The organism is Hymenobacter busanensis (genome assembly GCF_008727865.1).
In the GTDB taxonomy this organism is placed as follows: Bacteria; Bacteroidota; Bacteroidia; order Cytophagales; family Hymenobacteraceae; genus Solirubrum; species Solirubrum busanense.
In genome coordinates this window covers 223,450-248,400 of the sequence record NZ_VTWU01000005.1, presented here as the reverse complement: position 1 = coordinate 248,400, position 24,951 = coordinate 223,450, and the positions used below count along the sequence as shown (strand labels likewise).

The following is a 24,951-nucleotide window of genomic DNA, read 5'->3' as shown; positions in this document are numbered from 1 at the left end:
CCACGCTAGCTGTGCAATACACCTTCACGCCTGAGCAGCGCAATCGGAATTAAGTTGTCGGGCACGATGGAATCGGGCACGAACACAAACTTCTTGTCGAAGATTTGGGCGTTGCGGTAGTAACTCAACCAATACTGGTTGTTGAGGTGAAACAACGCGGGGTCGATGGGCTCGATGGGCACTGCTGACTGCGCTTCTACCTCCGGGAAATGATGGCGCAGCGTGGAAGTACGCACGGTATGGCCGTCGGCGTCAACCCCGTAACCGTTGGAGCTGACGATGACATTGTCGAGGGCAAAGTCGTTGTAGTTAATGAGGTAGACCAGCCAACCGGCCTTGCCAACCTCAACCGCTGCGGCATCGTCGGGCACTACGGCAATGGAAACGCCTTCTACAGGCTCAAAGGGTATATCTTGCTTCATAGGGTTTTTCAACGATTTGTGCATCAAGGAGCTGCGCCAGGTGGGGCACAAAACGGTCCTCTATTTCGCGCAGCGGTACGGCGCGGCCGAGCTCCTGCTGCAGCGACGTCACGGCTTTGTCGGTGATGCCGCAGGGCACGATATGGCCAAAATAATTCAGGTCGGTGTTTACGTTTAGGGCAAAACCGTGCATGGTTACCCAGCGGCTGCACTTCACACCCATGGCGCAAATCTTGCGCGGATTGGAAGCGCCTTCCTCAAAGTCGAGCCAGACGCCGGTGAGGCCGGCAATGCGCCCACTTACAATTCCGTACTCGGCCAACGTCAGGATAACGGCTTCTTCGAGCGTGCGCAGGTACCAGTGAATGTCGGGCTTGAAGTTCTCCAGATCCAGAATAGGATAACCGACCAATTGCCCGGGGCCGTGGAAGGTGATGTCGCCGCCGCGGTTGATGCGGTGGAAGGTGGCGCCGTGGTCAGCCAAGCCGTTCTCGTCGAGCAGAAGGTGCTCGGGCTTGCCGCTCTTGCCGAGCGTGTACACCGGCGGATGCTCGCACAAAAGCAAGTGGTTGGGTGTGGACTCCAGCGGTGTACCTGCCGCCTCGTGCTGCCGGTTGCGCGTTTTCACGGCCACGGTTTCGGCCAACAGTTGCTCCTGATAATCCCAGGTAGGCACGTAAGCCGCGTGAGGCAGCCGCTGCAATTCGATAACCCGGTTGTGGGCCGGCGGGGCAAGCGTTGCGGTGGGTGCAGGCTGTGTGATTGAATCGGACATGCGGGGTCTGGCGGTTAAGTTGTAGCACGGCAACAACTTCCCGGCCAATTGATTTTTTCGAAACGATGAACAAATTACCGAATTTCGCTCTAAACGGCTACTGCGCAGTTTAGAGGCTGCGCAGTAGAGCACTTCTGCATGCATACTTTTCCTAGTGCCCACGGCCGACTTCTCACTCACTATTTTTGGCCTGCGTCATGTCTACCACCGCCACGCTGGGGGCTGCCGGCGAGCAAGCCGCCGCCGATTACCTGACTGCTAGTGGCTACACCGTGGTGGCGAGAAACTACCGTGCCGGGCGGGCCGAAATCGACCTGATTGCGCAGCAGGAGAACGAACGGCTGGTGTTTGTGGAGGTGAAGGTGCGCAGCGACCTGCGCTTCGGCTTTCCCGAGCAAAGCGTGACGCCCGCCCAGCAACAGCGCGTGCGCCGGGCAGCCGAACAGTACCTACTAGCCACCAACTGGCGGGCCGACATCCGGTTCGACATTCTGGCGCTGACGCCCATTTCCGAAGGCTTCCGCATTGAGCACTTCGAGGACGCGTTTTAGACAATGCGGTGCGCTGCGTGCTTAATGTGAAGAAGGTGCTGATGTGCTAATGGGTCGTTCTCATTAGCACCTTCTTCACATTCACTCACATTGGAGCGAAGCGCATTAATTACGGCGGAGCTGCAGCGGGTTTTTGGCGTCTTCGGCGCGCTTGTCGAGCTTGTCTTTCTCGTAAATGAGTACGCGGCTGCGGTTGTATTCCTTCACCAGCACCGGCTCGGTTTCGGGCTCGTAGCCCGACTCACCGTACTCGTACACGTAGTGAATGCGTTTGCCAAAGCCCCAGTACTTGGTCCAGGTGCCCACTTTGCGGCCGTTCTCAAACTGGCCGGTCCAGTCGGGTTGGCCGTCGGGCTTGAAGCTAGCGTACTCGCCTTCCAGCTTGCCGTCGACGTAGGGAATGACCTCCTTCACCATTGTGTGCGCGCCGTCGTAGTAATTGATTTGGGCGTCGCGTGGGAAACCTTGCTCGTAGTGGGTTTTGGTAACCAGAATGTTGTCTTTGGTGAACCGCTCCCAGCGCAGGTGCTTGGTGCCCACGTTGTAGTAACCGGTTTCGATGACTTTGCCGCCCTGCATTTTCTTGTATGGGCCGTGCAGCACCTTCACCTTGGTCAGGTCCTGGTCGGCGGCGTCTTTGTAAATGCGCTTCTTGGCGGGGTTGAAGTACCACTTGGCCGGCGCGTAGGCGTTGGGCTGCTTGGGCACCTTCAGGTAGTAGAAGATTTCGATAACCTGGTTTCGCCCTTTCGCGCCCGACTTCACGTAGCCTTTCTTGATCCGGTCGCCGAGGAAAATGTTCTTCTTTTTCTTGGTCGTGGCTTTGCGCTGCTCGGCTTTCTGCTTTTCGGCGGCTTTGCGCTCCTCTTCCTTGGTCAGCTTCTTGGCCGTGCTCAGCGACGGAGAATTCACGGTGTCGCGGGTGGCAGCCAGCGAATCGGTGCTGGCCAGCACGGCCGTAGCGGGCACTTCGGGCCGGCTGTTAAACGACACGGTTTTTTTGGCGCAGGCGCCGAGGAAAATCAGAAGCCCTAAAAACGTGGGCAACAAGCGAATCAAGCGCATCGGGTAGGCAGAGCGGGTGTCGAAGTGCGAAACGTAAAGATAGGGGTTGATAGTGCCCGGTGCTGTTGGTAGCCTGAGCCGCGGCCGGCAGGCACGGTGGCTCAAACGTCAAAAGCCGGCTGCGTCGCGTGGACGCAGCCGGCTTTTGCGCTTGCCATGAAGCAGAATTACTCAGCGGCCAGCAAATCGGCGCTGCGCTTCACGAAGGCGGTCAGCGCCTCGCCTTTCAGCATGCCCTGGGCCAGCAGCGCCAGGTCGAAAGCTTGCTTGGCCAGCTTGGCGGCGGCTTCGTCGTCGGCTTTGAGCACGCGCTGGGCCACGGGGTTGTTGGCGTTTACGCTCACGGTGTAGCTGTCGGGCAAGGAGCCGAACATGGCCATGCCGCCCCCGCCGCCAGCACGCTGCATGTCCTTCATGCGGCGCATAAACTCGGGCAGCGTGATGATAACCGGGGCATCCTGCGGGGCCAGCGCCTCCACCTGCACGTGCATGGCGGGGTTACTGATGGCCTTGGCGAACAACTCCTGCAGCTTGGTTTTCTCGTCGTCAGTCAGCACGCTCTCGGTGGTTTCGTCCTTCTCGATGAGCTTGCTCACCGTGTCGGCGTCCACACGCTTGAAGGTAGTTTTCTCCAGTTTCTGCTCCAGCAAGCCAATGAAGTGCGAATCGAGCACGCCGTCGAGCTTGAGCACGTCGTAGCCGCGCTCCTGGGCCGCCACCACGTAGGCGTGCTGTGCCTCGGCATCGGTGGTGTAGAGCAGCACGGTTTGCTCGTTTTTGTCCTGCTGGTTGGCCTGTACGTGCTCCTTGTACTCGTTCAGGGTAAAGAACTTACCGCCCACGTTCTGCACCAGCGCAATGTCTTTGGCCCGGTCGTAGAACTTGTCGTCGGAGAGCATGCCGTACTTCACAAACAAGCCGATGTCGGACCATTTCTGCTCGAAGGCTTCGCGGTCTTTACGGAAGATTTCGGCCAGCTTGTCGGCTACCTTCTTGGTGATGTACTGGTTGATTTTCCGCACGTTGGCGTCGGCCTGCAGGAAGCTGCGCGAGACGTTCAGCGGAATATCGGGCGAGTCGAGCACGCCGTGGAGCAGCATCAGGAACTCGGGCACCACGTCCTTTACCTCGTCGGTGATGAACACCTGGCGCGAGTAGAGCTGAATTTTGTTGCGCTGGAGCTGCAGCTCGTCCTTTACCTTGGGGAAGTACAGAATGCCCGTCAGGTTGAAGGGGTAATCCACGTTCAGGTGAATCCAGAACAGCGGGGCTTCCGAGAACGGGTACAGCTCCTGGTAGAACTTGGTGTAGTCCTCGTCGGTGAGGTCGGCGGGTTGCTTGGTCCAGAGCGGCTGCGTCTGGTTAATCACCTCGCCCTCGAACTCGATGGGAATGGGCAGAAACTTGCAGTACTTGGTGAGGATGCCGCGCAGGCGCTGCGGCTCCAGAAACTCGTCGGAATCTTCGGCCACGTGCAGCACCACGTCGGTACCGCGCTCGGCTTTGTCGGTGGTTTCGAGGGTGAATTCCGTGCTGCCGTCGCACACCCAGCGGGCGGCTTCGGTGTCTTCGCGGAAGCTCTTGGAGAAGATTTCAACTTCCTTGGCCACCATGAAGGCCGAGTAGAAGCCTAGGCCGAACTGCCCGATAATCTGGTCTTTGGCCGCGGCGTCCTTGTCCTTGTACTTCTCTACAAACTCGGTGGCGCCGGAAAAGGCAATTTGGTTGATGTACTTCTTAATCTCCTCGGCCGTCATGCCGATGCCGCGGTCCGACACGGTAATGGTGCGGGCTTCCTTGTCGACGCTCACCGTCACTTTCAGCTCGCCGGCTTCCCCCTGGTACTCGCCCAGCTGCGCGAGGCTTTTCAGCTTCTGCGTGGCATCCACGGCGTTCGACACCAACTCACGGAGGAAAATCTCGTGGTCGGAGTACAGGAATTTCTTGATGATGGGGAAGATATTCTCGGTGTGAATCGAGATGCTACCGGTTTCTTGCATAGCGGTTTAGCTTAAGCAGGGTTGAAGTTTCAGAAAGTACCAAAGCACCCCGAAGGTGCCACGGCGCGCTCCTCAAACCCTGTTCCACGCCAGCCGGGCGACGCAGTTAGCGCCAACATGGCAGCCGCCTGCCCGCATGATCTGCCGCATTGCCACGTCGGCTGATTATTGCCACCCTTCAACTCTTGGGTCCAGATGTTGCCCCAGGTTAGCCCGCCAGCAGCCATTGCTGGGCCGCTGGCCCTTGCCGCAGTGCGCCCGGAGTCGTCAGCCAGTCGTGGGCCGCCTGGGCATCGGCGAAGAACTGCATGTCGCACTGAATATGCCGCGCATCCGCTTCCACAATGCTTTCAGCGGCAAGCTGGTTGTACACGTTGGCGCCAAAAACCACTGCCAGATGGCTTAGTTGCAGGGAAGGCAAAGTGGGCATAACGGCCGCGCTAAACCACACCTGGTCATCGAAGCTGAGATTGGGCAGGCCATCCAGATCGAACAGCAAGCGGCGCACGCCCAGGTCGCGTGCGGCCTGTATTACTTGCTGAGTCGCAGTTCGGAAGAGCTGCATGTTGTACCGCCCGTGCCAGCGCTGGCACAGCAGCAGCAGTTGCGGGTCGAAGGATAACAGCCACGGGTCAATCGACGAAACTACCATACTAACTATTGATTAACGAATTACCTCACCAAAGGAAATCCGCGGCCTCAATAGTCGCCGGCAATTTTGCCGAATGGCCTGATTCGCTAGCTCAAGGAATTGAAATTGTGGGCGAAAAGCGCCTAAACGAAAAGCGTATCCGTTGATTCGGGGCGTTTGTGGGTAGGCGCAATCAGGCGCACAACGGAACGAAGGAGCAATAGGGGTAGCTTTTTCATCATCGAGGGGAAATTTGGGTGGGCGGATGCATGCAAACGCAACCGGCAGCGCAACGTTGCCGCCTCGGGTTGAGCGCAACTTCGTTGCGCCAGTTTGCGTCAGTGGGCACGTAGCTGAGCAGCCTGTATCTTTGGGCTGCTTACTCTTGCATGATGCACACGCTTCGGTCCCGTTTGGCTTTGGTGCTCCTCGCCTGCTTTATGCGGGTGCTGGTGCCCGAGGCGTGGATTCTGGCGTTGCACCAGCACCAGCACACCGAGCGTGAAGTCGCCCACGAAGGCCGCGGAGCCAAAGCTCTGCTGACCGAAAAGCACCAGCACTGCGGCGTCGACCACCTCTTCAACACGCCCTTTCAACCGGCGCCGGAGGTAGTATTTACGCCAGCGCACCGAACGTATGCTTCGGTGGTAGCCCCGAGCGGCCAATCGGTGTGGAACGGCACGGAACGGGCGACACTCCACCTGCGCGGACCGCCCACGCGGGCCTAGTACCACGCACATCGGCCCCTCGGCGGCTTTTCTACAAGCTCCGATCGACCGCAGACAACGTGGCAAGTGCAGCAAGGGCCGCCATGGCCCGTGTTTGTTGGTTTCAGTTTTGTAGCTGTCTTGTAGCATTACCCCGGTAGCTCGGCTTCGGAATAGTGTACTGCTTCAGCCCCCTGCCGCCGGCCTCACACGCCGCCGACGGGATACAGCCCAGCTCATTTTTTTTGACTCGCCCAGTTGCTTCCGGCTGCTAGGGCTGTAGTCTTTCCTCGACTTTCTATGTATCGATTTCTGCTTCTGGCGGCCCTTGGGGCGGCGAGCCAGACCGCGGTAGCCCAAGCCGTTCCGGCTCAGCGGCCCGCTACCACCGCCGTCGTTACCGGCCGCGTGCTCGACCAGGCAACCCAACAACCCATTCCGGGCGCTACGGTGCTGTTTTCCGACTTGCGCCAGGTCACGGCTACCGATGCCGACGGGCGTTTCAGCTTTGCCAACCTGCCGCGGGGCCGCTACCTAGTGCAGGTTCGTTCCCTGGGCTACGGCACCGTGGTGCGCACCGTGGATACCGCACAGCCACTGGAGTTTGCGCTGGCTCCGGCCGCTACCGAAATTGCCCAGGTTATCGTCACGGGTGTGTCGGCGGCTACCGAGATGCGCCGCTCGCCGGTGCCCACGAACGTGGTGGACCGTGAGCAGCTGAACCAGGCGGCTGCGACCAACGTGGTGGATGCCATTGCGCACACGCCGGGCGTGTCGCAGATTACCACCGGCGCGGCCATCAGTAAGCCCGTCATCCGCGGGCTGAGCTCCAACCGCGTCATCACGCTCAACAACGGCGCCAAGCAGGAAGGCCAGCAGTGGGGCGACGAGCACGGCATCGAGGTAGACGAATACAGCATCGACCGGGCCGAAATCATCAAGGGGCCCGGCTCCTTGCTGTATGGCTCCGACGGCATGGCGGGCGTCATCAACTTTGTGGCGCCCGACCCGGTGGAGGAAGGAAAGATTCTGGGCTCGTTTACAGCTAATTACCAGACGAACAACCACCTGCAAGGCTATTCGGTGATGAACGCCGGCAACCAAAACGGCTTCAACTGGCTGGTGCGGGGGTCGGGGAAAGTGGCCGGCGCCTACCGCAACCGCTACGACGGCCGGGTGTACAACTCCGGCTTTCGGGAGCTGAACGGCAGCGGCTACGTGGGCGTGAACAAGAGCTGGGGCTACTCCCACCTCACGGTCAGCTCGTTCAACCAAGCCGTGGGCCTGATGGAAGGCGAACGGGACACGCTTACGGGCCGCTTTCTGAAGCTGCGCAACGCCGGCGGCATAGCGGAGGAACAAGCGGTGACCGACGAGGACCTGCGCGGCTACGGCCTTGCCGTGCCGCGCCAGCAGATCAACCATTTGCGCCTCGGCACCGACAACAACTTCATCCTGGGCGCTTCGCGGCTAACCGTGAACGTGGGCTGGCAACAGAACCTGCGCCGCGAGTTTGGCGACGTCACCGCGCCCGATGATCCGTCGCTGTACTTCCAGCTGCGCACCGTGGACTACGCGGCACGCTATTTTCTGCCCGAGCTAGGCGGCTGGTCCACCACCCTGGGTGTGAGCGGCATGGCGCAGGAAAACCAGAACAAGGGCGTGGAATTTCTGATTCCGGCTTACCAGCTGTTCGACGGTGGCGTGTTCGGCGTCACCAAGAAAACCTTCGGCCGCCTCGACCTCAGCGGCGGCCTGCGCTACGACCGGCGCCGCATTGCGGCCGATGCGCTGTATTTGAACGAGGACGAGATGCCCGTACCAGCAGGCACGCCCGAAGCTGAAACGAAGTTTTCGGCCTTTCAGAACACGTACAGCAACTGGTCGGGCAGCGTGGGCGGGGCGCTCAATATTACCGAGCAGCTAGTGCTGAAAGCCAACGTGGCCCGCGGGTTTCGGGCGCCCAACATTGCCGAGCTGGCGTCGAACGGCAAGCACGAGGGCACGATTCGCTACGAAATCGGGGAAACCGGCCTGAAAGCCGAAACCAGTCGGCAGTTCGACGCCGGCCTGAGCTACACTTCCGACCACGTGGGGCTGAGCCTGGATGCTTTCGACAACCGCATCGGCAACTACATTTTCCCGGTGCGGCTGGCCGACTCTGTTTCGGCCGAAGGCGACCCGGTATTCCGCTACGGCCAGGGCCAGGCCCGCCTCTACGGCGGCGAAGTTTCCCTCGACCTGCACCCCCACCCGCTCGATTGGCTGCACTTCGAAAACTCGTTTTCGATGGTGCGGGCGCGGCGCCAAAACGCGCCCGAGGGCGAGCAGTGGCTGCCGTTCACGCCCGCCGACCGGGTGCAGTCGGAGTTGCGAGTGACGAAGGCGAAGTTTGGTTCGCAGCTGGCGCACCTCTACGCCCGCGTGGCCGTGGAGCACAATCTTGCCCAGAAGCGCATCTTCTCGGCCTTCGAAACCGAAACGCCCACGGCCGGCTACACGCTGGTGAACCTGGGCGCGGGCGGCGACGTGGTGAACGGCAAAGGCACGACGCTGTTTTCGCTGTTCCTAGCAGCCAACAACCTGTTTGACGTGGGTTATCAGAACCATCTGAGTCGCCTGAAATATGCGGCCTACAACGTGGCCAACGGCCGGATGGGCGTATTCAACCCCGGCCGCAACGTGAGCGTGAAGCTGGTGGTGCCGGTGCGGCTGCAGTAGCCAGCGGCGGCCGGCTGGCTACCAGAAACTTGGCAGCAGAACGCGGCACGGCAGTGCGCGGTATAAGGAGAGTTCCGCCGCATACTAGCTTTGCCGTCATGGCCCACGACCACGCGCATCATCACCACAACCACGCCGCCGACATCACGCATTTCGGTCGGGCTTTCGGTATTGGCATTGCGCTGAATCTGGTGTTTGTGGCCGCCGAAGCTACCGGCGGCTGGTGGGCCAATTCGTCGGCGCTGCTCTCGGATGCCGGCCACAACCTGAGCGACGTGCTAAGTCTGGCGCTGGCCTGGGGTGCTTCGCGCCTCGGCCAGCAGCCTACTTCCTCGCGCTACACCTACGGCCTGAAAAGCGCCACCATTCAGGCGGCGCTGCTGAATGCGGCTTTGCTGTACCTCGCGCTGGGCTTCATTCTATGGGATACGCTCGACCACCTGCGGCACCCCGAGCCGGTGAACGGCCAGCTCGTGATGCTGCTGGCCGGCGCGGGCATTGTGGTGAACGGTGCCACCGCCTTGCTCTTCCGCAGCGGCCAGCAGCACGACGTGAACGTGCGCGGCGCTTATCTGCACATGCTCACCGACGCGCTGGTGTCGTTGGGCGTGATGGCGGGCGGGGCGCTGGTGTATTTCACCGGCTGGCTCTGGCTCGATCCGGCCATCAGCTTCGTTATTCTGGGCATCGTGGGGTTCAGCTCGTGGGGCTTGCTGCGCGAAACGGTGCAACTGAGCCTGCACGGCGTGCCGGCCGCCATCGACCCTGAAGCTGTGCGGGCGTATCTGCTGGCCCAACCCGGCGTGGTAGGCGTGCACGACCTGCACATCTGGCCCCTGAGCACCCGCGAAACTGCCCTCACGGCCCACGTGGTGCGCCCCGCCGGCACCGACAGCCCGTTTCTGCACGAGCTGCAGCACGCCATGGCCCACGAGTTCAACATCGGCCACACCACGGTGCAGGTGGAAACCAGCGCCTGCACCAGCGAAAGCTGCGACGCAGTGCACCCGTAGCCGCAGCAACCTGCGCATCGGTGGCGTTGGTCGGCCGAATTCTGGGCCTGATTTCGGCAGTTTCTTCGTAACCTGCGGGCCTTATTCCGCTGCTGCATGGCCCTGACCTCTCCCCCACCCGTTTCCTCTTCTCCCAAAACCACCGGGCTATTCTCGGCCATTGTGGTCGTGGCGGCCCTCGGCTACTTCGTCGACATCTACGACCTGATTCTGTTCAGCATTGTGCGGGTGAAAAGCCTGAACGATTTGGGCATTACGGCCAAGGAAGCGGTTACCAACGAAGGCCTGTTCCTGATCAACATGCAAATGGCCGGAATGCTGCTGGGCGGTATTCTGTGGGGCATTCTGGGCGACAAGCGCGGCCGGTTGTCGGTGCTCTTCGGCTCGATTCTGCTTTACTCGGTGGCCAACATTGCCAACGGCTTCGTGCAGACCATCGACCAATACGCCTGGCTGCGGCTGATTGCGGGCATTGGGCTAGCGGGCGAGTTGGGCGCGGGCATCACGCTGGTGTCGGAAACCCTGCCCAAGGAAAAGCGCGGCTACGGCACCATGATTGTGGCCACGGTGGGCGTGTCGGGGGCCATGCTGGCGTATTGGATTGGCGAAAAATTCGGCTGGCGCAATGCCTATTTCATCGGCGGCGGGCTGGGCTTGGCGTTGCTCGCGCTGAGGGTGGGCGTGTACGAGTCGGGCATGTTTGAGCAGGCCAAGCAAGCCGAGGTAGAGCGCGGCAACTTCTTCCGGCTGTTTTCGGGCCCGCGGCTGCTGCGCTACCTCAAGTGCCTGCTCATTGGGGTGCCGCTGTGGTTTGTGGTGGGCATTCTGATTACGCTGGCCCCCGAGTTTGGGGAGGCGCTGAACGTTGGCGGACCAGTTTCGGCGGGGCTGGCGGTGTTCTGGTGCTACTTCGGCCTCGTGTTCGGCGACTTTGCCAGCGGTGCGCTCAGCCAGCTGCTCAAGAGCCGCAAAATTGCTTTGCAGCTGTTTCTGCTCATGTGCGGGGCGCTCATTGCCGCTTATCTGTTTGCGCTGCGCGGCGCTTCGCCCACGGCCTTCTACCGCATCTGCTTCGTGCTGGGCTTCACGGTGGGCTTCTGGGCTTTGTTTGTGACGGTAGCCGCCGAGCAGTTTGGCACCAACCTGCGCGCCACAGTGGCTACCACCGCCCCCAACTTCGCCCGCGGCTCGGTGGTGCTGCTGGTGCCCATGTTCAAGGGGCTGTCGGCGCTGCAAGTGAGCGGCCGGCCGCTGGGCATCATTGGGGCCGGCGCGGTGCTGGGGTTGGGCTCGTTGCTGGTGGCGTTTTGGGCCGTGAGTACCATGCCCGAAACCCACGGCAAAGACCTCGACTATGTAGAGCCGCTGTAAACCTCGGCCGGGCACGGTCGAAAACTGCTGCCGGGCCGAATCCGTACCAGTAGTTCACCGTTTGCCCTACCGCTATGCGCTTTGCCCTCAGCCTGTTTGTATTTGCCGCCGCCGTGCTGGCCGCTTCCGCCGCCCACGCCCAGGTAACGCCTCCGCCACCCGCCACCCGCCCCGCCGCCGACCCGTCGGCCGCCACCCCGCCACCCGCTTCGGCCCAGGCACCGGTGGTGCCGCCCCGCGCCGCGCCGCCGCTGGAAGGTGCCAAGGCCGAAAAAGCCAAGGAGCACCTGAACAAGGAACGCGAGAAGGCCGAACGCGACGAGGAAAAAGCCAAGCGCCGCAACCAACGCTAATCCTTCACTTTTTGCTTCTCAATGGCCGATTCGCCCCGCTTCACCCGCCGCTACTACTGGCCCCACCATTTTGTGGTGCTGCCCGCCGCCCTGGTCCTCACCTTCTATGCCGGGCGTCGCTACGCCGCCGTAGCCGGAGCCGATACCGACGAATCGCGCCTGTGGTTTACGCTGGCCGCCGTGGCCGCTACCCTGCTGGGCACCATCTGGATCATGCGCCAGCATTACGCCCTTACGTTGCAAGACCGGCTGGCCCGGCTGGAGGTGCGCCAGCGCTACTTCGAGCTAACCGGCCAACGCTTTCAGCCGGTAGAAGCGCGGTTGAGCCTGAGCCAGATTCTGTCCTTGCGCTTTGCTTCCGATGCCGAGCTGCCGAACCTGGCCGCCGCGGCAGCCGCGGAAAAACTGGCGCCGGCCGCCATTCGGGAGCGTATTCAGCAGTTCCAGCCCGATAGCATGCGGGTCTGAAAAGGCAAGCTGATGAGCCGCGGCGGCCGGGCGTTGACCGCAGCGGCACCTATTTTAGCAGTTCCTTTGTTGCGGAGTTTCAAATCCGTTTTTCCATGATTCTATACAACGTCACCAGCAGCGTCGACCCGGAAGTGGCCGAAGAGTGGCTGGCCTACATGCGCGACGTGCACATGCCCGAAATAATGGCCACCGGGTATTTCCTGCGCAGCCAGATTTGCCGCTTGCTCAACGAAGAAAACGACGGCTTTACCTACGCCACCCAGTATTACTGCGTGAGCGTGGAGCAGCTGGATGAGTACCAGGAAACCGTGGCTCCCGGCCTGCGCGCCGACCTCGAAACCCGCTTCCCCGGACAGTACGTGTCGTTTCGCACCGTGCTGGAAGTAATTGAGTAAGGAAAGAGCCAAACTGGTAAATTGTCGAATGGCTGATCGTTTCGGAACTTCCGAAGCGGCCAGCCATTCGCCCGTTTAACGCTTCGCCTTTCCCCGCCATGTCGCTCAACCCCATCGTGCTGTCGATTCCCATCTACTTCACGCTCATCGGGGTGGAGTTGCTAGTCGAGCGGCTGCAGCATACCGAGAAATACCGCTTCCACGACGCCATTACCAACATCAGCTGCGGCATGACCTCGCAGATTTCGGGCGTGTTACTGAAGGTCGGCGTCATCGGCGTATACGAGTTGCTCTACGAGCACGCGCGGCTGTTCAATGTGCCCCGCACCTGGGCTACGGGCATCCTGCTCTTTGTGCTGGCCGACTTGTGCTACTACTTCGCCCACCGCTACTCCCACGAAATTAACTTCATGTGGGGCGGCCACGTGGTGCACCACCAGAGCGAAGACTACAACCTCTCGGTGGCCTTGCGGCAAAGCTCGCTGCAGGGCTTGTTCACGTTCCTGTTCTACCTGCCACTGGCCGTGCTCGGCTTCGAGACGAGCTGGTTTGTGTACACTTCGGCCCTGGTTACGCTCTACCAGTTCTGGATTCACACCGAGTTCATCGGCAAGCTGGGGCCGCTCGAATGGGTGCTGAACACGCCTTCGCACCACCGCGTGCACCACGGCCGCAACCCCAAGTACATCGACAAGAACTACGCGGGCACCTTCATCGTGTGGGACCGGCTGTTCGGCACATTTCAGGAAGAAGAGGAGACGCCGGTGTACGGTATTACCACGCCCGTGCACTCCTGGAACCCGGTGTGGGTCAACTTCGGCCACTACTTCCAGATGCGCGAACAGCTGCGCCAGACGCCGGGCCTGGGCAACAAGCTGCGCGTGGTGTTTGGGCGGCCCGGTTGGCGGCCAGCCGCGCTGGGCGGCCCCTATCAGGTGCCGGAAGTAGAACCTGGCTCCTACCAGAAATACACCACCAGCGCGCCGCGCACGGTCAATTTCTATGTACTCGTGCAGTACGCGGCGCTGCTGGGCGTGGCGGCGGTATTCCTCTTCACTCAAAAAAACATGGAACCGCTGTTGCGCTGGCTGGTGGCGGGCTGGTGCGTGTGGGCCGCGCTGGCCTGCGGGGCGTTGTTTGAAGCCAAACGGCTTGGGTACTGGCTGGAGCCGCTGCGGCTGCTGGCGTCACTGGCGCTGCTGCTCTACGGCCTGCGCACCTCGCCGCAGCTCAACGTGGCCGCAGCGAGTGGCTTGGTTTGGGCGGCTGGCTCGGCGCTGTGGTGGTTCTCGTTTCGGCAGGCTTTCACCAAAGTTCAGGCGCAAAAAACGCCGGCCTATGCATAGGCCGACGTTTCGTGTCTGAGCTTCCAGTTGATTCGCTACCGCGCCACGGCCGCTTCCACGGCCGCGTCGCAGGTGTAAGCGTGCAACTGCTCGGCGGTCATGTTGCCATTGTGCCACTCGGGGTCGAGGTTGGCGCCGATGCGCTTGTAGAAGCCGATGGCCGGCTCGTTCCACTCCAGCACCTGCCACTTAAGGCGGTGCGCGCCGGTGCGGCGGGCCTCGGCCACCACAGCATCGAACAGCTTCTTGCCGATGCCCGTGCCGCGGGCGGCTTCGGTTACCACCAAGTCTTCGAGGTAAAGCATGCGGCCTTTCCAGGTAGAATAGGCCGTGTAGAACAAGGCAATGCCGAGGATGCCCTGCTCCGGGGTTTCGGCTACGAAGAAGCCGAAAATGGGCTGCGGGCCGAACCCGTCGCGGCGCATGTCGTCGAGGGTGTTGGTGACTTCGTCGGGGGCGCGCTCATAAATGGCCAGCTCCACGATGAGGGCGTGCACGTGGGGCAGGTCGGCTTCGGTGCCGCGGCGGATGCGTAGGGAGGCGGGAGCAGGCATAGCAGCTGGTATTTGGGCAAAGCTACGGCACGGCGCAGTAGCGCAGTCGGTAACATTGCACAGGTGCAACGCGAAACGCCCGGCTTCCTCGCGGAAACCGGGCGTTTATCCATATAGACACCCAGGTGCTTACATCGAGGGCTGCATCTTTTTGATGGCCTTGGTGGCGTTGACAGCCGAAAGCTCCTGCTCGGCTTGCTCGGCGGCTACGGCGGCCGAGTCTTTGCCGGCGGAGGCGGCCGGCATGGCGGGCAGCGGAGCCGAGGTCAGGTCGTCTTTTTGCTCGTGGTCGGGGTTACTGCAGGCCGATACCGACAGCATAGCGCCGGCTACCAGGCCGAGCATCAACAGTTTTTTCATGTCAGGGGAGCTAATGGAATTCCAGGCAAAACGCGTTTCGCGGCGCAAGATACAGAGAGGCTGTTGGGTTTTGGTTGCCGGCTGTTAGCTTTTGGCTATTAGCCTTTGGCCAAGGCTACTCAACCACAGCCAGCAGCTACTAGCTAGTAACTAACAGCTTGCAGCCTTATTTCACCAGCGCGTAGGGGTTCACGCCCATGTTCTGGTACGCGAACGACCACACGTCGGCCCACTCGTCGATGAGCAGCTTGGTGCTTTTGCCCGCGCCGTGGCCAGCATTCACGTCGATGCGAATGAGCTGGGGCCAGGGGCCGGCGTTCTTCTCCTGCAAGGTGGCGGCGAACTTAAACGAGTGGGCAGGCACCACGCGGTCGTCGTGGTCGGCGGTGGTGATAAGCGTGGCGGGGTAGGCGGTGCCGGTTTTCAGGGTGTGCAGCGGCGAGAACTTGTAGAGGTTCTGAAACTGCGCGTAGTCGTCGGAGGTGCCGTACTCGGGCGCCCAGTTCCAGCCGATGGTGAACTTCTGGTAGCGCAGCATGTCCATTACGCCCACGGCCGGGAAGGCCACGCGCACCAAGTCGGGCTTCTGCGTCATCACGGCCCCCACCAGCAGCCCGCCGTTGGAGCCGCCAGCCATGGCCAGCTTTTCGGTAGAGGTGTAGCCCTGAATCTTCAGGTACTCGGCGGCGGCAATGAAGTCGTCGAATACGTTCTGTTTGTTCGGCGTCATGCCGGCTTTGTGCCAGGCTTCGCCGTATTCGCCGCCGCCGCGCAGGTTGGGAATAGCCAGGATGCCGCCGTTTTCGAGCCACAGCATGCGCGCCACCGAGAAGCCCGGCGTCAAACTCACGTTGAAACCGCCGTAGGCGTAGAGGTAGGTAGGATTCTGCCCGTTGAGCTTCAAGCCCTTTTTGTGGGTGATGAACATGGGCACTTTCGTGCCGTCTTTGCTCTGGTAGAACACCTGCGTGGTCACGTACTGGTCGGGGTTCACCTCGGTTTTCGGCGCCCGGAACACCGTGCTCTGGTTCGTGGCCAGGTCGTAGCGGTAGATGGTCGTGGGGTACGTGAACGAGGTGAAGGCGTAATACACCACCTTCGAGTCGCGGCGCCCGCCGAAGCCCGATGCCGTGCCGAGCGTGGGTAGGGCTACGTCGTGCAGCGCTTTGCCTTGCTCGTCGAACACGCGAATGAGCGAGCTGGCGTCTTTCAGGTACGAGGCCACCAGCTTGCCGCCCACTTGGTCAATACCTTCGAGCTTGTTCTCGGTTTCGGGCAGCACGTCGCGCCAGCTGGCTTCGGCCGGCTGCTTCGGGTCGACGGCTACTACGCGGTAGCGCGGGGCTTTGTGGTTGGTGTACACCAGCAGCTTGCCGCCCACGTTGCCCACCACGTTCAGGTCCGATTCGTAGGTCGAGCCCACCATCGTCCATTTCGCGGCTTGCTTGGGGTCGGTCAGGTCGCGCACGGCTAGCTTGTTGCCGTCCGACTTGCCGTCGGTGAGGTAGAGGGTCAGGAACCGCTCGTCCTCCGTCACCGAGGCAATGCGGAAGCCCAGGGCCATCTGCTTGTTTTCGTACACCAGCTTATCGGCCGATTGCGGCGTGCCTATTTTGTGGAAGTACACTTTGTGGTACTCGTTTTTGCCGGCCAGCTTGTTTTCGCCGGCCTTGGGCGCATCGTAGCCGCTGTAGTAGAAACCATCCTTCACCCACGCCACGCCCGATACTTTCACCCAGTTCAGCTCGTCTTTCAGCGGCTGGCGGGTTTTCAAATCGAGCAGGTGAATGGTCTGCCAATCGGAGCCGCCGCCTGAGGTGGTGTAGGCCAGGTAGCGGTGGTCGTTGGAGAAATAGGTGCCCGACAAGGCCGTGGTGCCGTCGGCCGAGAACTTGTTGGGGTCTAGCAGCACGTCGCCTTCGCCGCCGTCCTGCCCGCGGCGCTGCACGTAGAGCACGGCCTGGTTCTGCAGGCCGTCGTTTTTCTGGTAGTAGAGGTAGTCGCCTTCTTCCTGCGGAATGCCGTACCGCTCGTAGTTCCACATTTTCGTCAGCCGCTCGCGGATCCGGTCGCGGTAGGGAATCTGGCTCAGGTAGGCGTTGGTGACATTGTTTTCGGCCGTCACCCACTCCTTGGTTTCGGGCGAGTCGGGGTCTTCCAGCCAGCGGTAAGGGTCGGTTACGGGCGTGCCGTGGTAGTCGTCGGTATGGTTTACCTTCCGGGGCTTGGGGTAATTGAGAGACGCCGGCTTGGCGCTGGGCTTTTCAGATTCGGTCACGAGGGGTTCGGTTTTAGGGGCGGTGGCCGTGGCCTGGTTGAGCGGCTTGGTGGTACCACAAGCCGCCAGTAAAGCCAGTGTTACGCCGAGTATGGGTCGGGTTGTTTTCATAGAGCGAGGGGTTGAATGGAGCCGTTGTACAAGTATACAACCCAACGGAGAGGAACGGCGGGCGGTTCCGCTTGGCAGAATGCTACTACTTGCTACTCACGGTGGCCGCCTGCATCTTGCCCACCTTGGGTATCACCTGAATCAGGAAGCGTTTGTTGTCGCCCTCGCGGCGGCCCAAGTAGCGCCCGGTACCAAAGAAGCCGCTGCCGCCGATGATCAGCTCGATGTTGCGGTCCTGCCCGAAGTTCAGCCCGTTCTGCTTCCAGAGGTTGAGCAGGTTCAAGGAGCGGCGGTAGCTGAGCTGGTAGGTACTCTGCTCGTCGCGGGCGTTGCGCGGGTCACCCTGTGGGTAGCGGGCCGCCATGCCTTCGACGATGACGAGGTAGCGCACCGGCAAATCGGTACGAATGCTGCGCAGCCGCTCGCGCAGGAGCCGGCCGGCGTTCAGCAGCGTGCTTTTGTACTGGTCCTGAATTTCGTCGCGACCGGCTTTGAACTGCACGTCCACGCGCAGCTCGTACCGCTCGTTTTGCGGGTCGTAGCGGAAGTAGCTGCCTTCGAGCCGCCGCAGCGCCTCCCGAATGCGGGTTATCTGCTCCAGCTCTTCGGCCTTGGCTTTCAGCTCGGTATTGGCCTTGCGCAAGCCTTCTTCGCGGTCTTTGAAGAGCTTGAAGCTGAACACGAACAGCACCAGCATGACCACGAACAGGGAGGTCATCAGGTCCACGTAGCTGGGCCAGAAGAAGTCGGAGCGTTGTGGGTCGGCGCTGGGCATGTTCTTGATTAGAAACTCATTTATGTCATCCTGAGCGCAGCGAAGAACCTTCTCACGTGTGAACGACCAACTTCAGACAGTTAATCCCAAACGTGAGAAGGTCCTTCGCTGCGCTCAGGATGACATGTTAGACAACATCAGCTACTCCTTCACCCCGCCAAACAGCTTGTCCATACCGCGCTGCCAGCGGTTTTTGGCGGTAGCTTTCCGTAGCACGTCGTTCAGCGTGGAAATTTCGCTCAGCAGCTTGGCGTCTACCTGCGCGTCCAATTCAATCTTGCGCAGCAGCTCGCGCTGGGTGGCGGTTACGTCGCGGGTCAGGGCTTCCTGGCTGGTTTTCACGTCTTTCAGCGGGTCGAGCTGGCGCATGATGCGTTCGAAGGCGTTGTCTTCGTTGATGCGGCGGAAGTATTCGCCCCACTTCTCGTAGGCCAGTTGGGCGTCGCGCTCGTGGTGTTCGAGGCGGCGGCGCATCAGCTCGGTCAGGTGCATCGAAGCTTCGTCGAAGTACTGCTCCGAGCGGGACGCTAGGTTGCCCATTTCCTGCTGGTGGCGCTGGAAGAAGTCGAGCTGCTGCTGAATCAGGTTGTCGTGCTGCCCGATGTACTGGCCGAGGTTGTTGATGCCGCGCTCGAAGCCCGTGAGGCGGTCGAGAATGCCGCCCACCACGCGGCCCGACTCGGCACCTTTGTCGAGCATCTGGTTGAGCTGCTGCTGGTAGTGCGTGAACTGCCCAAACAGCTCGGCCGACTGGCTCACCTTCTCGAACACCGCCAGGTTGGCCTGCGCCATCTTGTCGAAACCGACTTCTTCCAGCTTCACCAGAAAGTCACGCTGCACCCGAATGTTCTCGGTGATGGTGTTCAGGATGGGCTCGAACAAGGTGACCTTGCCCACGAAATCCTGGTTGAACGCGTCCAGCACGCCTTTCAGAGTCGAGAGGCTGTTGGCCATGTCGTTGTGCAGGATGGGCAGCAGGCGGGCTTGCAGGAAGGTGAAGTACTGGTTTTGGCGCTGGTCGCGCTGGGCGCGGGCGTGGCGCAGCACCGAGTTGCCAAACAACGTCAGCATCAGGCCCATAAACGAGCCGACCATGGCAATGAGCACGCCGGTCAGGAACGGTGTCAGCGCGTCGTCGGCCGACACGCCGCGCCGGGCTAGGCTGAGCAAACCGAGAATGACGCCCAGAAACGTACCCAACAGACCCAGGTAGAGCGGCGTAGCCACGTTGGCCTGGGCGCTGAACTCGGGGCCTTGCGCCTGCCGGATGGCAATGTCTTTCAGAATACCGAAGTCGGCTGCCGCGCCCTTGTTGTGGCGCAGGTAGTCGTTGGTGTCGCGCACCAGCTCACGGAAGTCATCCGAAGCCTGGTCGTAGCGGATGATGTCGACGGGAAATGCGTCGGCGGGCGCGTCGGCGGCGTAGTCGGCCATGTCGCGGCCGTCGGGCGTCACTAGGCGGTGCTCCACGCGCAGCTGTTCTTTGGGCGGGTACACCTCGGCCAGCCGCGTGGCTTGGCTGCGGGTGCGCAGAAACGCCCGTACCTGCAGCGCCACGATGACGGCTATAACGGCCAGTTCAAGGAAGATTTCGAGCATGGAAGCGAAAAGGCAAAAAAGCGTCTGTCATCCTGAGGCGCAGCCGAAGGACCTTATAACGTCAGAACGAATCGTGGAGACGAAAGCAGCTCTGGGTAAATAAGGTCCTTCGTGTGGCTCAGGATGACAGTTAAAGGTAGGCGCAACTACTCAAACCGAATGGAGGCCTTGTGCTCAATCTGCCAAGTGGTGCCGACTTTCCGCAGCTGCCCCGGCTCATCAGTGACGATGCGGCCGACGGCGCCGGTGGGCGGCTCGTAGCGGCAGGCCTCGCGCAAGGAGTATTGGGCGCTCTGGATAGCGTAGGCGTGCACCGCCGGGTTGGGGTTGATGCGGAACGAAGCCACATCGGGCCGCTGCGGGTCGGGCGTTATTTCATAGATGCTGTCGTGCTGGGCCGTAGTGTGCAGGTCGTAGTCGGAGAAGCCGCCGTTGACGGGCACTTTCACATAGAATTTTCCCACGGGCAGCGGTTCGGGCACGTGCGGCACCGGCGCTTCGGGTGCCGGGGGCACTACCGGCACGGGCGTTTGCGTCGGGTGTGGCAACTGCACGGGCGGCACAAGGCTGTCGAATTCGTCGCGGGGCGCGGCAGCGGGCGAGCCGGCCGGAATGGGTGCAGCAATCGGTGCTTCCGGCGACGGTTGCGGAGGCGCGGCTGCTACTGGCGGTGTAGGTTTGGCTTGCGGCGCGGCTGGCGCCGGCGCAGTGGTGCCACGCCCCGAAGACGCATTGCCACCCACATTGAACGACTGAGCTTGACTGGCTCGATTACCACTCTGCTTTACCAACGGCAGCGCCGGCTCGGGCGAAGCCGCCCCGCGGCCGTGCGGCTGGGTTTCGGCCAAGCGCTGCTGCACCAGTTTCTCGACCAGTTCCTCAATCTGCCGGCGCTGGGTGAAGGAAATTTCCTTGGTGCTGTCGCTGCTGGTCATGGAACTGGCGAAGTCACCCGATTTGATGGACTCCAGCTCGGTGCGGTGCCGCGACGAGCGGTTGCGCAAGTCCTCGATGTGATTGCGCAGCACCCGCCGCTCCAGAAACCATAGCACTAGGCTCAGCAACGACAAAATCAGCGCGATGGGCCCAAACAGGCGCGTCATCGGGCTGTCGGCCGATGCTCTCGTGGGGGCGCTGCTCGTGCCCGCGTCGCTCGTTTCATCGGCCACCATCGACTCCGTTTCCACGTCTGTGCCAGCCGTAGCCGTGGTATCGAAGGTTTCGCCGGACGCCGCAGCCTCTACCTGCCCAATGTCTTCGGGCATGGGCGTGCCTTGGTTGATGTAGGCCGCAAACGACTGCTTGAGCCGCTGCACCTGCGCCATGCGGGCGGGGTCTTTACGGCGCGCCGGCGAGGCTTCCAGCGTGCGAATGATTTCGGTGGTGAGCTTGGAGAGGCGCGACTGGTCGTTGCCGAGGCCTTTGTACATCACGCCTTTGCCTTCCAGCGGCTGGTAGAGGCGCGAGTACACGCGCTGGCTGTCGGTCCGGATGCTGGCTTCGAATTCCTTGAGCGTACCGCCGCAGTTGAGGGCGTTGTTCAGGTTCGAGCGGCCGTTGTCGTTGTACACAAAACGGGCCGTGGCGCACCATATCTGAATTTTCTTTTCGTCCAGCGTCGGCTGGCCCAGTGGGGTTTGGGCGTGGACGGTGGCCGAAATGGTCAGCAGTAAGCCAGCAACAAAAGCGGCGAGGCGGGAGGAAATCCTCATGAAATCAGAGTTTGTGGAAGCTACTGGTGTCGTAAGAAAGGAAAAGCCGCGTCAGCATGTCAACTGACGCGGCTTTCTAGCATTGCTACCCGTTCAGCAGTTCCCGGCTCAGGTTGTACAACGCCTGCTTGAGCGGCAGGAAGAACAGCGTTTCCGGCAGCGTTTCCTCGGCGCCGAGGTTGCGCTCCATCTGGTGCAGGCCCAGGTTCAGGCTGTCTTCGATTTCGCGCTGCATGAACTCCAGCACCCGCCCGCGGTCGATATCCACGCCCACCTCGCGCATGAGCGGCGCCACGTCGTCGTTGGTCAGCACCAGCTCCAGGAACGTGCGCATGTTCGACAGCACCGACTGACGCAAATCGGCATCTACCTGCTTGGCTTTCAGGCGCAACAAGCCAATGTCGCTCATTTCGGTGCTGCCCACGATGCGCACCGCCTTGATGCTGTCTACATCGGGCGCCGACTGGCTTTCCTCGAACAGCACGCCGCCGTTGGTGGTGGCTTCCTTGGGGTTGTCGGCCAGAATCACGCGGAAGTTGTGCGGCGGCTCCTGCCCCGTCACGGCCTTCATAATGGCCTTCGTGATGCGCTCAATGGCACCCATGTTGCTGCCACCGGCCAACAGGCGCAGGTACAGGCTGCCCTTGCCAGAGAAGCACAGGTAGCGCGGCAGCTTCAAGCCGAGGTGCTCGGTGAGCTGCGCCGTGTGGTAAATGATGCTGGTGTAGTGCAGGTAAAACAGCACACGCAGTTGCCGGCCTTTGCCCAGGGCGAGGCTCTGCGAAAAGCGGAGGGCGTCGTCGTAGAGGAACAGCAGCGAAGTCACGTCGGCCGAGCCGAAGTCGTTGTTGGCCAGCGCGGCCCGCAGGTAGCCTTTGTACTCCTGGTTCTGCTCCGAGTCGGGCAGGCTTTCCACGTGCTGCACCCCGAGGCGCAAGAGGCCGTTCTGCTTGGGCGCGCCCTGCACGCGGGCGTAGCCGTCGCCCCACAGGTCGTTGCCGGCGAAGCGGAACGAAGTGCTGTAGGCGGGGCGCGAATCGGCAAACAAGAGCAAGTCGGTAGTACCGCCGCCGATGTCGATGTTCACCACGTTTTCGTCGCGGCTGGGCACTACCTGGTTGGTGGCTGTGAGGTAGTAGTACGGCGCCACCGATTCGGTGAGGGTGAGAGTTTCGCGGCGCGAGCGGAACACCTGCTGGAAGGCCTCGTCCCACTTGCTCTTGAACTGGTTGCGCAGGAAAGCGTCGAAGCTCAGCGGTGCAAACCACACCACGCGGGTGTCTTCCATGATGCCGCCGTTCAGGGCCGCCTTGTGCTTGAGCAGCAGCATCACCTCGCGGAAAAACGCCTCGATGCGCGTCACTCCCCCCGGGTCCAGCTCCGCCGACCACTTCAAGTTGGTCACGAAGTGGTTCTGGGGCAGCTCGGCCGAAGTTTCGGTGTTGATGCTGAAGCCGATGTTGATGTTGCCCAGCACCCGGGCCGGCTCGTTGGTGAAGGTGCTCGTCTCGCACACGGCGGTGCGAATGGGGAAGGCATAGGCCGCGCCGCCTTCGCCGATGAACGAGGGCACGAACTCGCGGTTTTGCAGGGCTGCAATGTCGTTGTGCAGCTGCTGGGCGCCCTGGCGGTAGCGCTGCGCGCCCGAGAGGCCCATGTCGGGCAGCGGGGCGTGCAGCCACACCACCTGCTGGTCGAGCTCGGCAATGGTGAACGGCCGCGGGTGGCTGCTGGGGCCGTCGGAGTAGGCAATGTGGGTGTTGGTGGTGCCGAAGTCGACAGCAAACGTGAACCGACGGGTGCCGCGGTCCAGCTCGCGCCAGCGCGGAATGAGCAGGCCGCGGGCCGGGGCCTGACCGGGACCAGCCGGGCACACCAGCTCGGCCACGTCGAAGTGCGTGCCGGTGACTTCGTAGTACGTGCTGCCGGCGGTGGCGAGGCTCTTGCGGGTACGCTCGTAGCGGGTCGCACGTCGGGCAGCGCCTTGGTCGGTCAGCCGCTCACCACCCACGTAGAACTCCACGCTGTACTGCTTCTGCAGCTGCGCGGGGCCGTTGTCGGCGTCTACCAGCATCACCTTGTACAGGTCGTTGTACTCGGGCTGCTGGCGCATTTTGTAGAACGGGAACACGCCCAATCCCACCTGAGCCCGCACGATGCGGCCTTTCTCGGGGATTTCGCGGCCCATCTCGTCCTTGGGGTTCTGCGGGTTGGTGTAGTAGCTGCGCTCCAGCGTAATGAAGCGCCCCTGCTGCACCGGCACCCGCAGGCTCACGCGCACGTGGTTCAGGTCGATGGTGAAGTTGAGCAACTCGGCCAGGTCGTGCTCGGTGAAGTACTCGAAGAAGGCCGGCTGCAACGGCAGCAGGTACGGGAAACGGGCCCGGCCCTGCGCATCGGCGCCGTACTGGAACGTGACGCGGCCGGTGTGGAACCGCTCGGCGTTCAGCTCATATGGCAGCTCTACCAAGGAGTCGGCCAGCAAGTCGCCCACCGTTAGGTAGGGGTACTTGAAGCCTTTGCCGGGCAGCACGCGGCTGCTCATCGGCTGCTCGTCCATGTAGGGCACCGGCGTGCGGTCGTCCCAGGGCTGGCCGTTCAGGTAGTTCACGCCGCCCATGGCTAGGTTGGGGCGTAGCACCAGCGGCCGAACCTGGCCGGGCGCCAGCTCCCGCGTGGGCTGAATGAACAGGTCAGAGGAAACGACGGCTGTTTGATCGGCGCGGCCGGGCAAAGGAATGCCGCGCACGTAGGCCGGGTTTCCCTGCGCATCGGCCAGGGTGGGGAAGCGTGTGGCGAACAGCTGCGCGTTTCGGTCGCCCTGCAGCTGCATCTGGTTGATGCGGTTGCGGTCGAGCACGGCAAACACGCGGCTGGCGAAGTTGCGGTTCTGCAGCTGCGGGTAGGTCAGGAACAGCTCGTACACGAAGTCCTGAAACTGCGGGTCGCGCTGCTCCAGGCCCACGTACTGCTGATCGAAGTAGCGCCCACCGGCGCGGGGCCGCTCGATGTCGAGCACCGGCACGGCCGGGGCAGTGTAGAACAAGGTCAGCGGCGAGGTACCACCCAGCAGGCGCGGCCCGCCCGGCAGCCCCGGCGACTCGTAGAACACCATGTACAGGTCGGGCGTCTCGCGGAACTGCTCGTCCTGCCAGTACAGCCGCAACGTCTCGCCCAGCAGGCGGGTGTTCGGGTCCGACTGCATGCGGTTCAACTCCGTCTCGGCGTTCCAGCGGCGCAGCGTGAGGCGGCGGCCGGCTTGGCTGTAGAGGTGGTAGTTGTAGAGCAGTTCCAGCAAATCCCAGTAGTGCGACACCAGCTCGTGGTACACCGAGTTGGGGTTGCGGTTGCCCTCGCGCGCCACAAAATCGAAGGCGGTTTCGAAGAGGTGCATCCGCGCAAACGGCGTGGGAATGGACACGGCCAGGTTGCGCGCCCGGCCGCCCGTGGGGTCGGTAATGGTGTTGATTTCGGTGCTCGTGAGCGGACCGGTCTGTTGCCAGCCCTGAATTTGCTGCGAGCCGCTGGTATGCAGGCGAAGGACTTTAGCCATGCTTGAGGGGGAGTCTGTTTTAAGAGAACGAACTCCCCTCCTTCGTTAAAGGAGGGGTGCCCGAAGGGCGGGGTGGTTTCGTCGTTGAACGGCTTGCGCCTGAACGATACCCATCTGGAACGTCATTCCGAGCGCAGCCGAGGAATCTCGCGTGCTGGCAGCGAATAGTGATTTTGCTATCTGACCAA

Annotated in this window: 21 protein-coding genes; 9 read left to right on the top strand and 12 right to left on the bottom strand. The window is 61.8% G+C overall.

The window, feature by feature from the left end:
- Positions 1-5: 5 nt before the first annotated feature.
- Both F0P96_RS14540 and lipB read right to left on the bottom strand, forming a co-directional pair.
- Complete coding sequence (locus F0P96_RS14540; RefSeq protein WP_151079637.1) at positions 6-422, bottom strand: hypothetical protein; 417 nt, start codon at positions 420-422, stop codon at positions 6-8.
- Positions 400-1,197 (bottom strand): lipoyl(octanoyl) transferase LipB, encoded by a 798-nt coding sequence (gene lipB, locus F0P96_RS14535; protein WP_151079636.1) that lies wholly within the window; start codon positions 1,195-1,197, stop codon positions 400-402. The genes F0P96_RS14540 and lipB overlap by 23 nt, the downstream gene beginning before the upstream one ends.
- Before the next feature lie 197 nt (positions 1,198-1,394).
- Here lipB and F0P96_RS14530 point away from each other — a divergent pair, with 197 nt between their 5' ends.
- On the top strand, positions 1,395-1,748 hold the full coding sequence (locus F0P96_RS14530; protein WP_151079635.1) for a YraN family protein: 354 nt from the start codon (positions 1,395-1,397) through the stop codon (positions 1,746-1,748).
- Positions 1,749-1,853: 105 nt separating this feature from the next.
- Here the strand turns inward: F0P96_RS14530 and F0P96_RS14525 are convergent, their stop codons facing one another.
- From F0P96_RS14525 to F0P96_RS14515, 3 genes are all read right to left on the bottom strand, one after another.
- Positions 1,854-2,813 (bottom strand): toxin-antitoxin system YwqK family antitoxin, encoded by a 960-nt coding sequence (locus F0P96_RS14525; protein ID WP_151079634.1) that lies wholly within the window; start codon positions 2,811-2,813, stop codon positions 1,854-1,856.
- Between the two features lie 167 nt (positions 2,814-2,980).
- Positions 2,981-4,813 (bottom strand): molecular chaperone HtpG, encoded by a 1,833-nt coding sequence (htpG, locus tag F0P96_RS14520; protein WP_151079633.1) that lies wholly within the window; start codon positions 4,811-4,813, stop codon positions 2,981-2,983.
- A 208-nt stretch (positions 4,814-5,021) separates the two neighbouring features.
- On the bottom strand, positions 5,022-5,465 hold the full coding sequence (locus tag F0P96_RS14515; protein ID WP_151079632.1) for a hypothetical protein: 444 nt from the start codon (positions 5,463-5,465) through the stop codon (positions 5,022-5,024).
- A 368-nt stretch (positions 5,466-5,833) separates the two neighbouring features.
- Here F0P96_RS14515 and F0P96_RS14510 point away from each other — a divergent pair, with 368 nt between their 5' ends.
- The 8 genes from F0P96_RS14510 (at position 5,834) to F0P96_RS14475 (ending at position 13,821) form a co-directional block, all read left to right on the top strand.
- Positions 5,834-6,172, top strand: a complete 339-nt coding sequence (locus tag F0P96_RS14510; RefSeq protein ID WP_151079631.1) for a hypothetical protein — start codon at positions 5,834-5,836, stop codon at positions 6,170-6,172.
- Between the two features lie 279 nt (positions 6,173-6,451).
- Positions 6,452-8,872 (top strand): TonB-dependent receptor, encoded by a 2,421-nt coding sequence (locus F0P96_RS14505; RefSeq protein ID WP_151079630.1) that lies wholly within the window; start codon positions 6,452-6,454, stop codon positions 8,870-8,872.
- Between the two features lie 98 nt (positions 8,873-8,970).
- Entirely contained in the window at positions 8,971-9,885 is a 915-nt protein-coding gene (locus tag F0P96_RS14500; RefSeq protein ID WP_151079629.1) for a cation diffusion facilitator family transporter, read from the top strand.
- Positions 9,886-9,981: 96 nt separating this feature from the next.
- Positions 9,982-11,256, top strand: coding sequence for an MFS transporter (locus F0P96_RS14495; protein WP_151079628.1), 1,275 nt, complete (start codon positions 9,982-9,984; stop codon positions 11,254-11,256).
- 74 nt (positions 11,257-11,330) lie between these two features.
- Positions 11,331-11,609, top strand: coding sequence for a hypothetical protein (locus tag F0P96_RS14490; RefSeq protein ID WP_151079627.1), 279 nt, complete (start codon positions 11,331-11,333; stop codon positions 11,607-11,609).
- A 21-nt stretch (positions 11,610-11,630) separates the two neighbouring features.
- The gene (locus F0P96_RS14485; RefSeq protein ID WP_151079626.1) at positions 11,631-12,077 is read left to right on the top strand and encodes a DUF6526 family protein; all 447 of its coding nucleotides are present in this window, start codon (positions 11,631-11,633) and stop codon (positions 12,075-12,077) included.
- Positions 12,078-12,172: 95 nt separating this feature from the next.
- A complete protein-coding gene (locus F0P96_RS14480; RefSeq protein WP_151079625.1) occupies positions 12,173-12,475 on the top strand; it encodes a DUF4286 family protein in 303 nt (100 codons plus the stop codon).
- A 98-nt stretch (positions 12,476-12,573) separates the two neighbouring features.
- Positions 12,574-13,821 (top strand): sterol desaturase family protein, encoded by a 1,248-nt coding sequence (locus tag F0P96_RS14475; RefSeq protein WP_151079624.1) that lies wholly within the window; start codon positions 12,574-12,576, stop codon positions 13,819-13,821.
- 35 nt (positions 13,822-13,856) lie between these two features.
- Here the strand turns inward: F0P96_RS14475 and F0P96_RS14470 are convergent, their stop codons facing one another.
- The 7 genes from F0P96_RS14470 to F0P96_RS14440 form a co-directional block, all read right to left on the bottom strand.
- Positions 13,857-14,375, bottom strand: a complete 519-nt coding sequence (locus F0P96_RS14470) for a GNAT family N-acetyltransferase (protein WP_151079623.1) — start codon at positions 14,373-14,375, stop codon at positions 13,857-13,859.
- Between the two features lie 129 nt (positions 14,376-14,504).
- The gene (locus F0P96_RS14465) at positions 14,505-14,735 is read right to left on the bottom strand and encodes a hypothetical protein (protein ID WP_151079622.1); all 231 of its coding nucleotides are present in this window, start codon (positions 14,733-14,735) and stop codon (positions 14,505-14,507) included.
- Positions 14,736-14,901: 166 nt separating this feature from the next.
- Complete coding sequence (locus F0P96_RS14460) at positions 14,902-17,124, bottom strand: prolyl oligopeptidase family serine peptidase (RefSeq protein ID WP_151079621.1); 2,223 nt, start codon at positions 17,122-17,124, stop codon at positions 14,902-14,904.
- An 85-nt stretch (positions 17,125-17,209) separates the two neighbouring features.
- Positions 17,210-17,899: a hypothetical protein gene (locus tag F0P96_RS14455; protein WP_151079620.1), complete on the bottom strand. Its 690-nt coding sequence runs from the start codon at positions 17,897-17,899 to the stop codon at positions 17,210-17,212.
- A 141-nt stretch (positions 17,900-18,040) separates the two neighbouring features.
- Positions 18,041-19,498 carry a hypothetical protein gene (locus tag F0P96_RS14450; protein WP_151079619.1) on the bottom strand — a complete coding sequence of 486 codons (1,458 nt, stop codon included), beginning with the start codon at positions 19,496-19,498 and terminating at the stop codon, positions 18,041-18,043.
- Between the two features lie 146 nt (positions 19,499-19,644).
- Positions 19,645-21,210: a hypothetical protein gene (locus tag F0P96_RS14445; RefSeq protein ID WP_151079618.1), complete on the bottom strand. Its 1,566-nt coding sequence runs from the start codon at positions 21,208-21,210 to the stop codon at positions 19,645-19,647.
- 85 nt (positions 21,211-21,295) lie between these two features.
- Positions 21,296-24,763 carry an acetate and sugar kinases/Hsc70/actin family protein gene (locus F0P96_RS14440; protein ID WP_151079617.1) on the bottom strand — a complete coding sequence of 1,156 codons (3,468 nt, stop codon included), beginning with the start codon at positions 24,761-24,763 and terminating at the stop codon, positions 21,296-21,298.
- Positions 24,764-24,951: the final 188 nt, after the last annotated feature.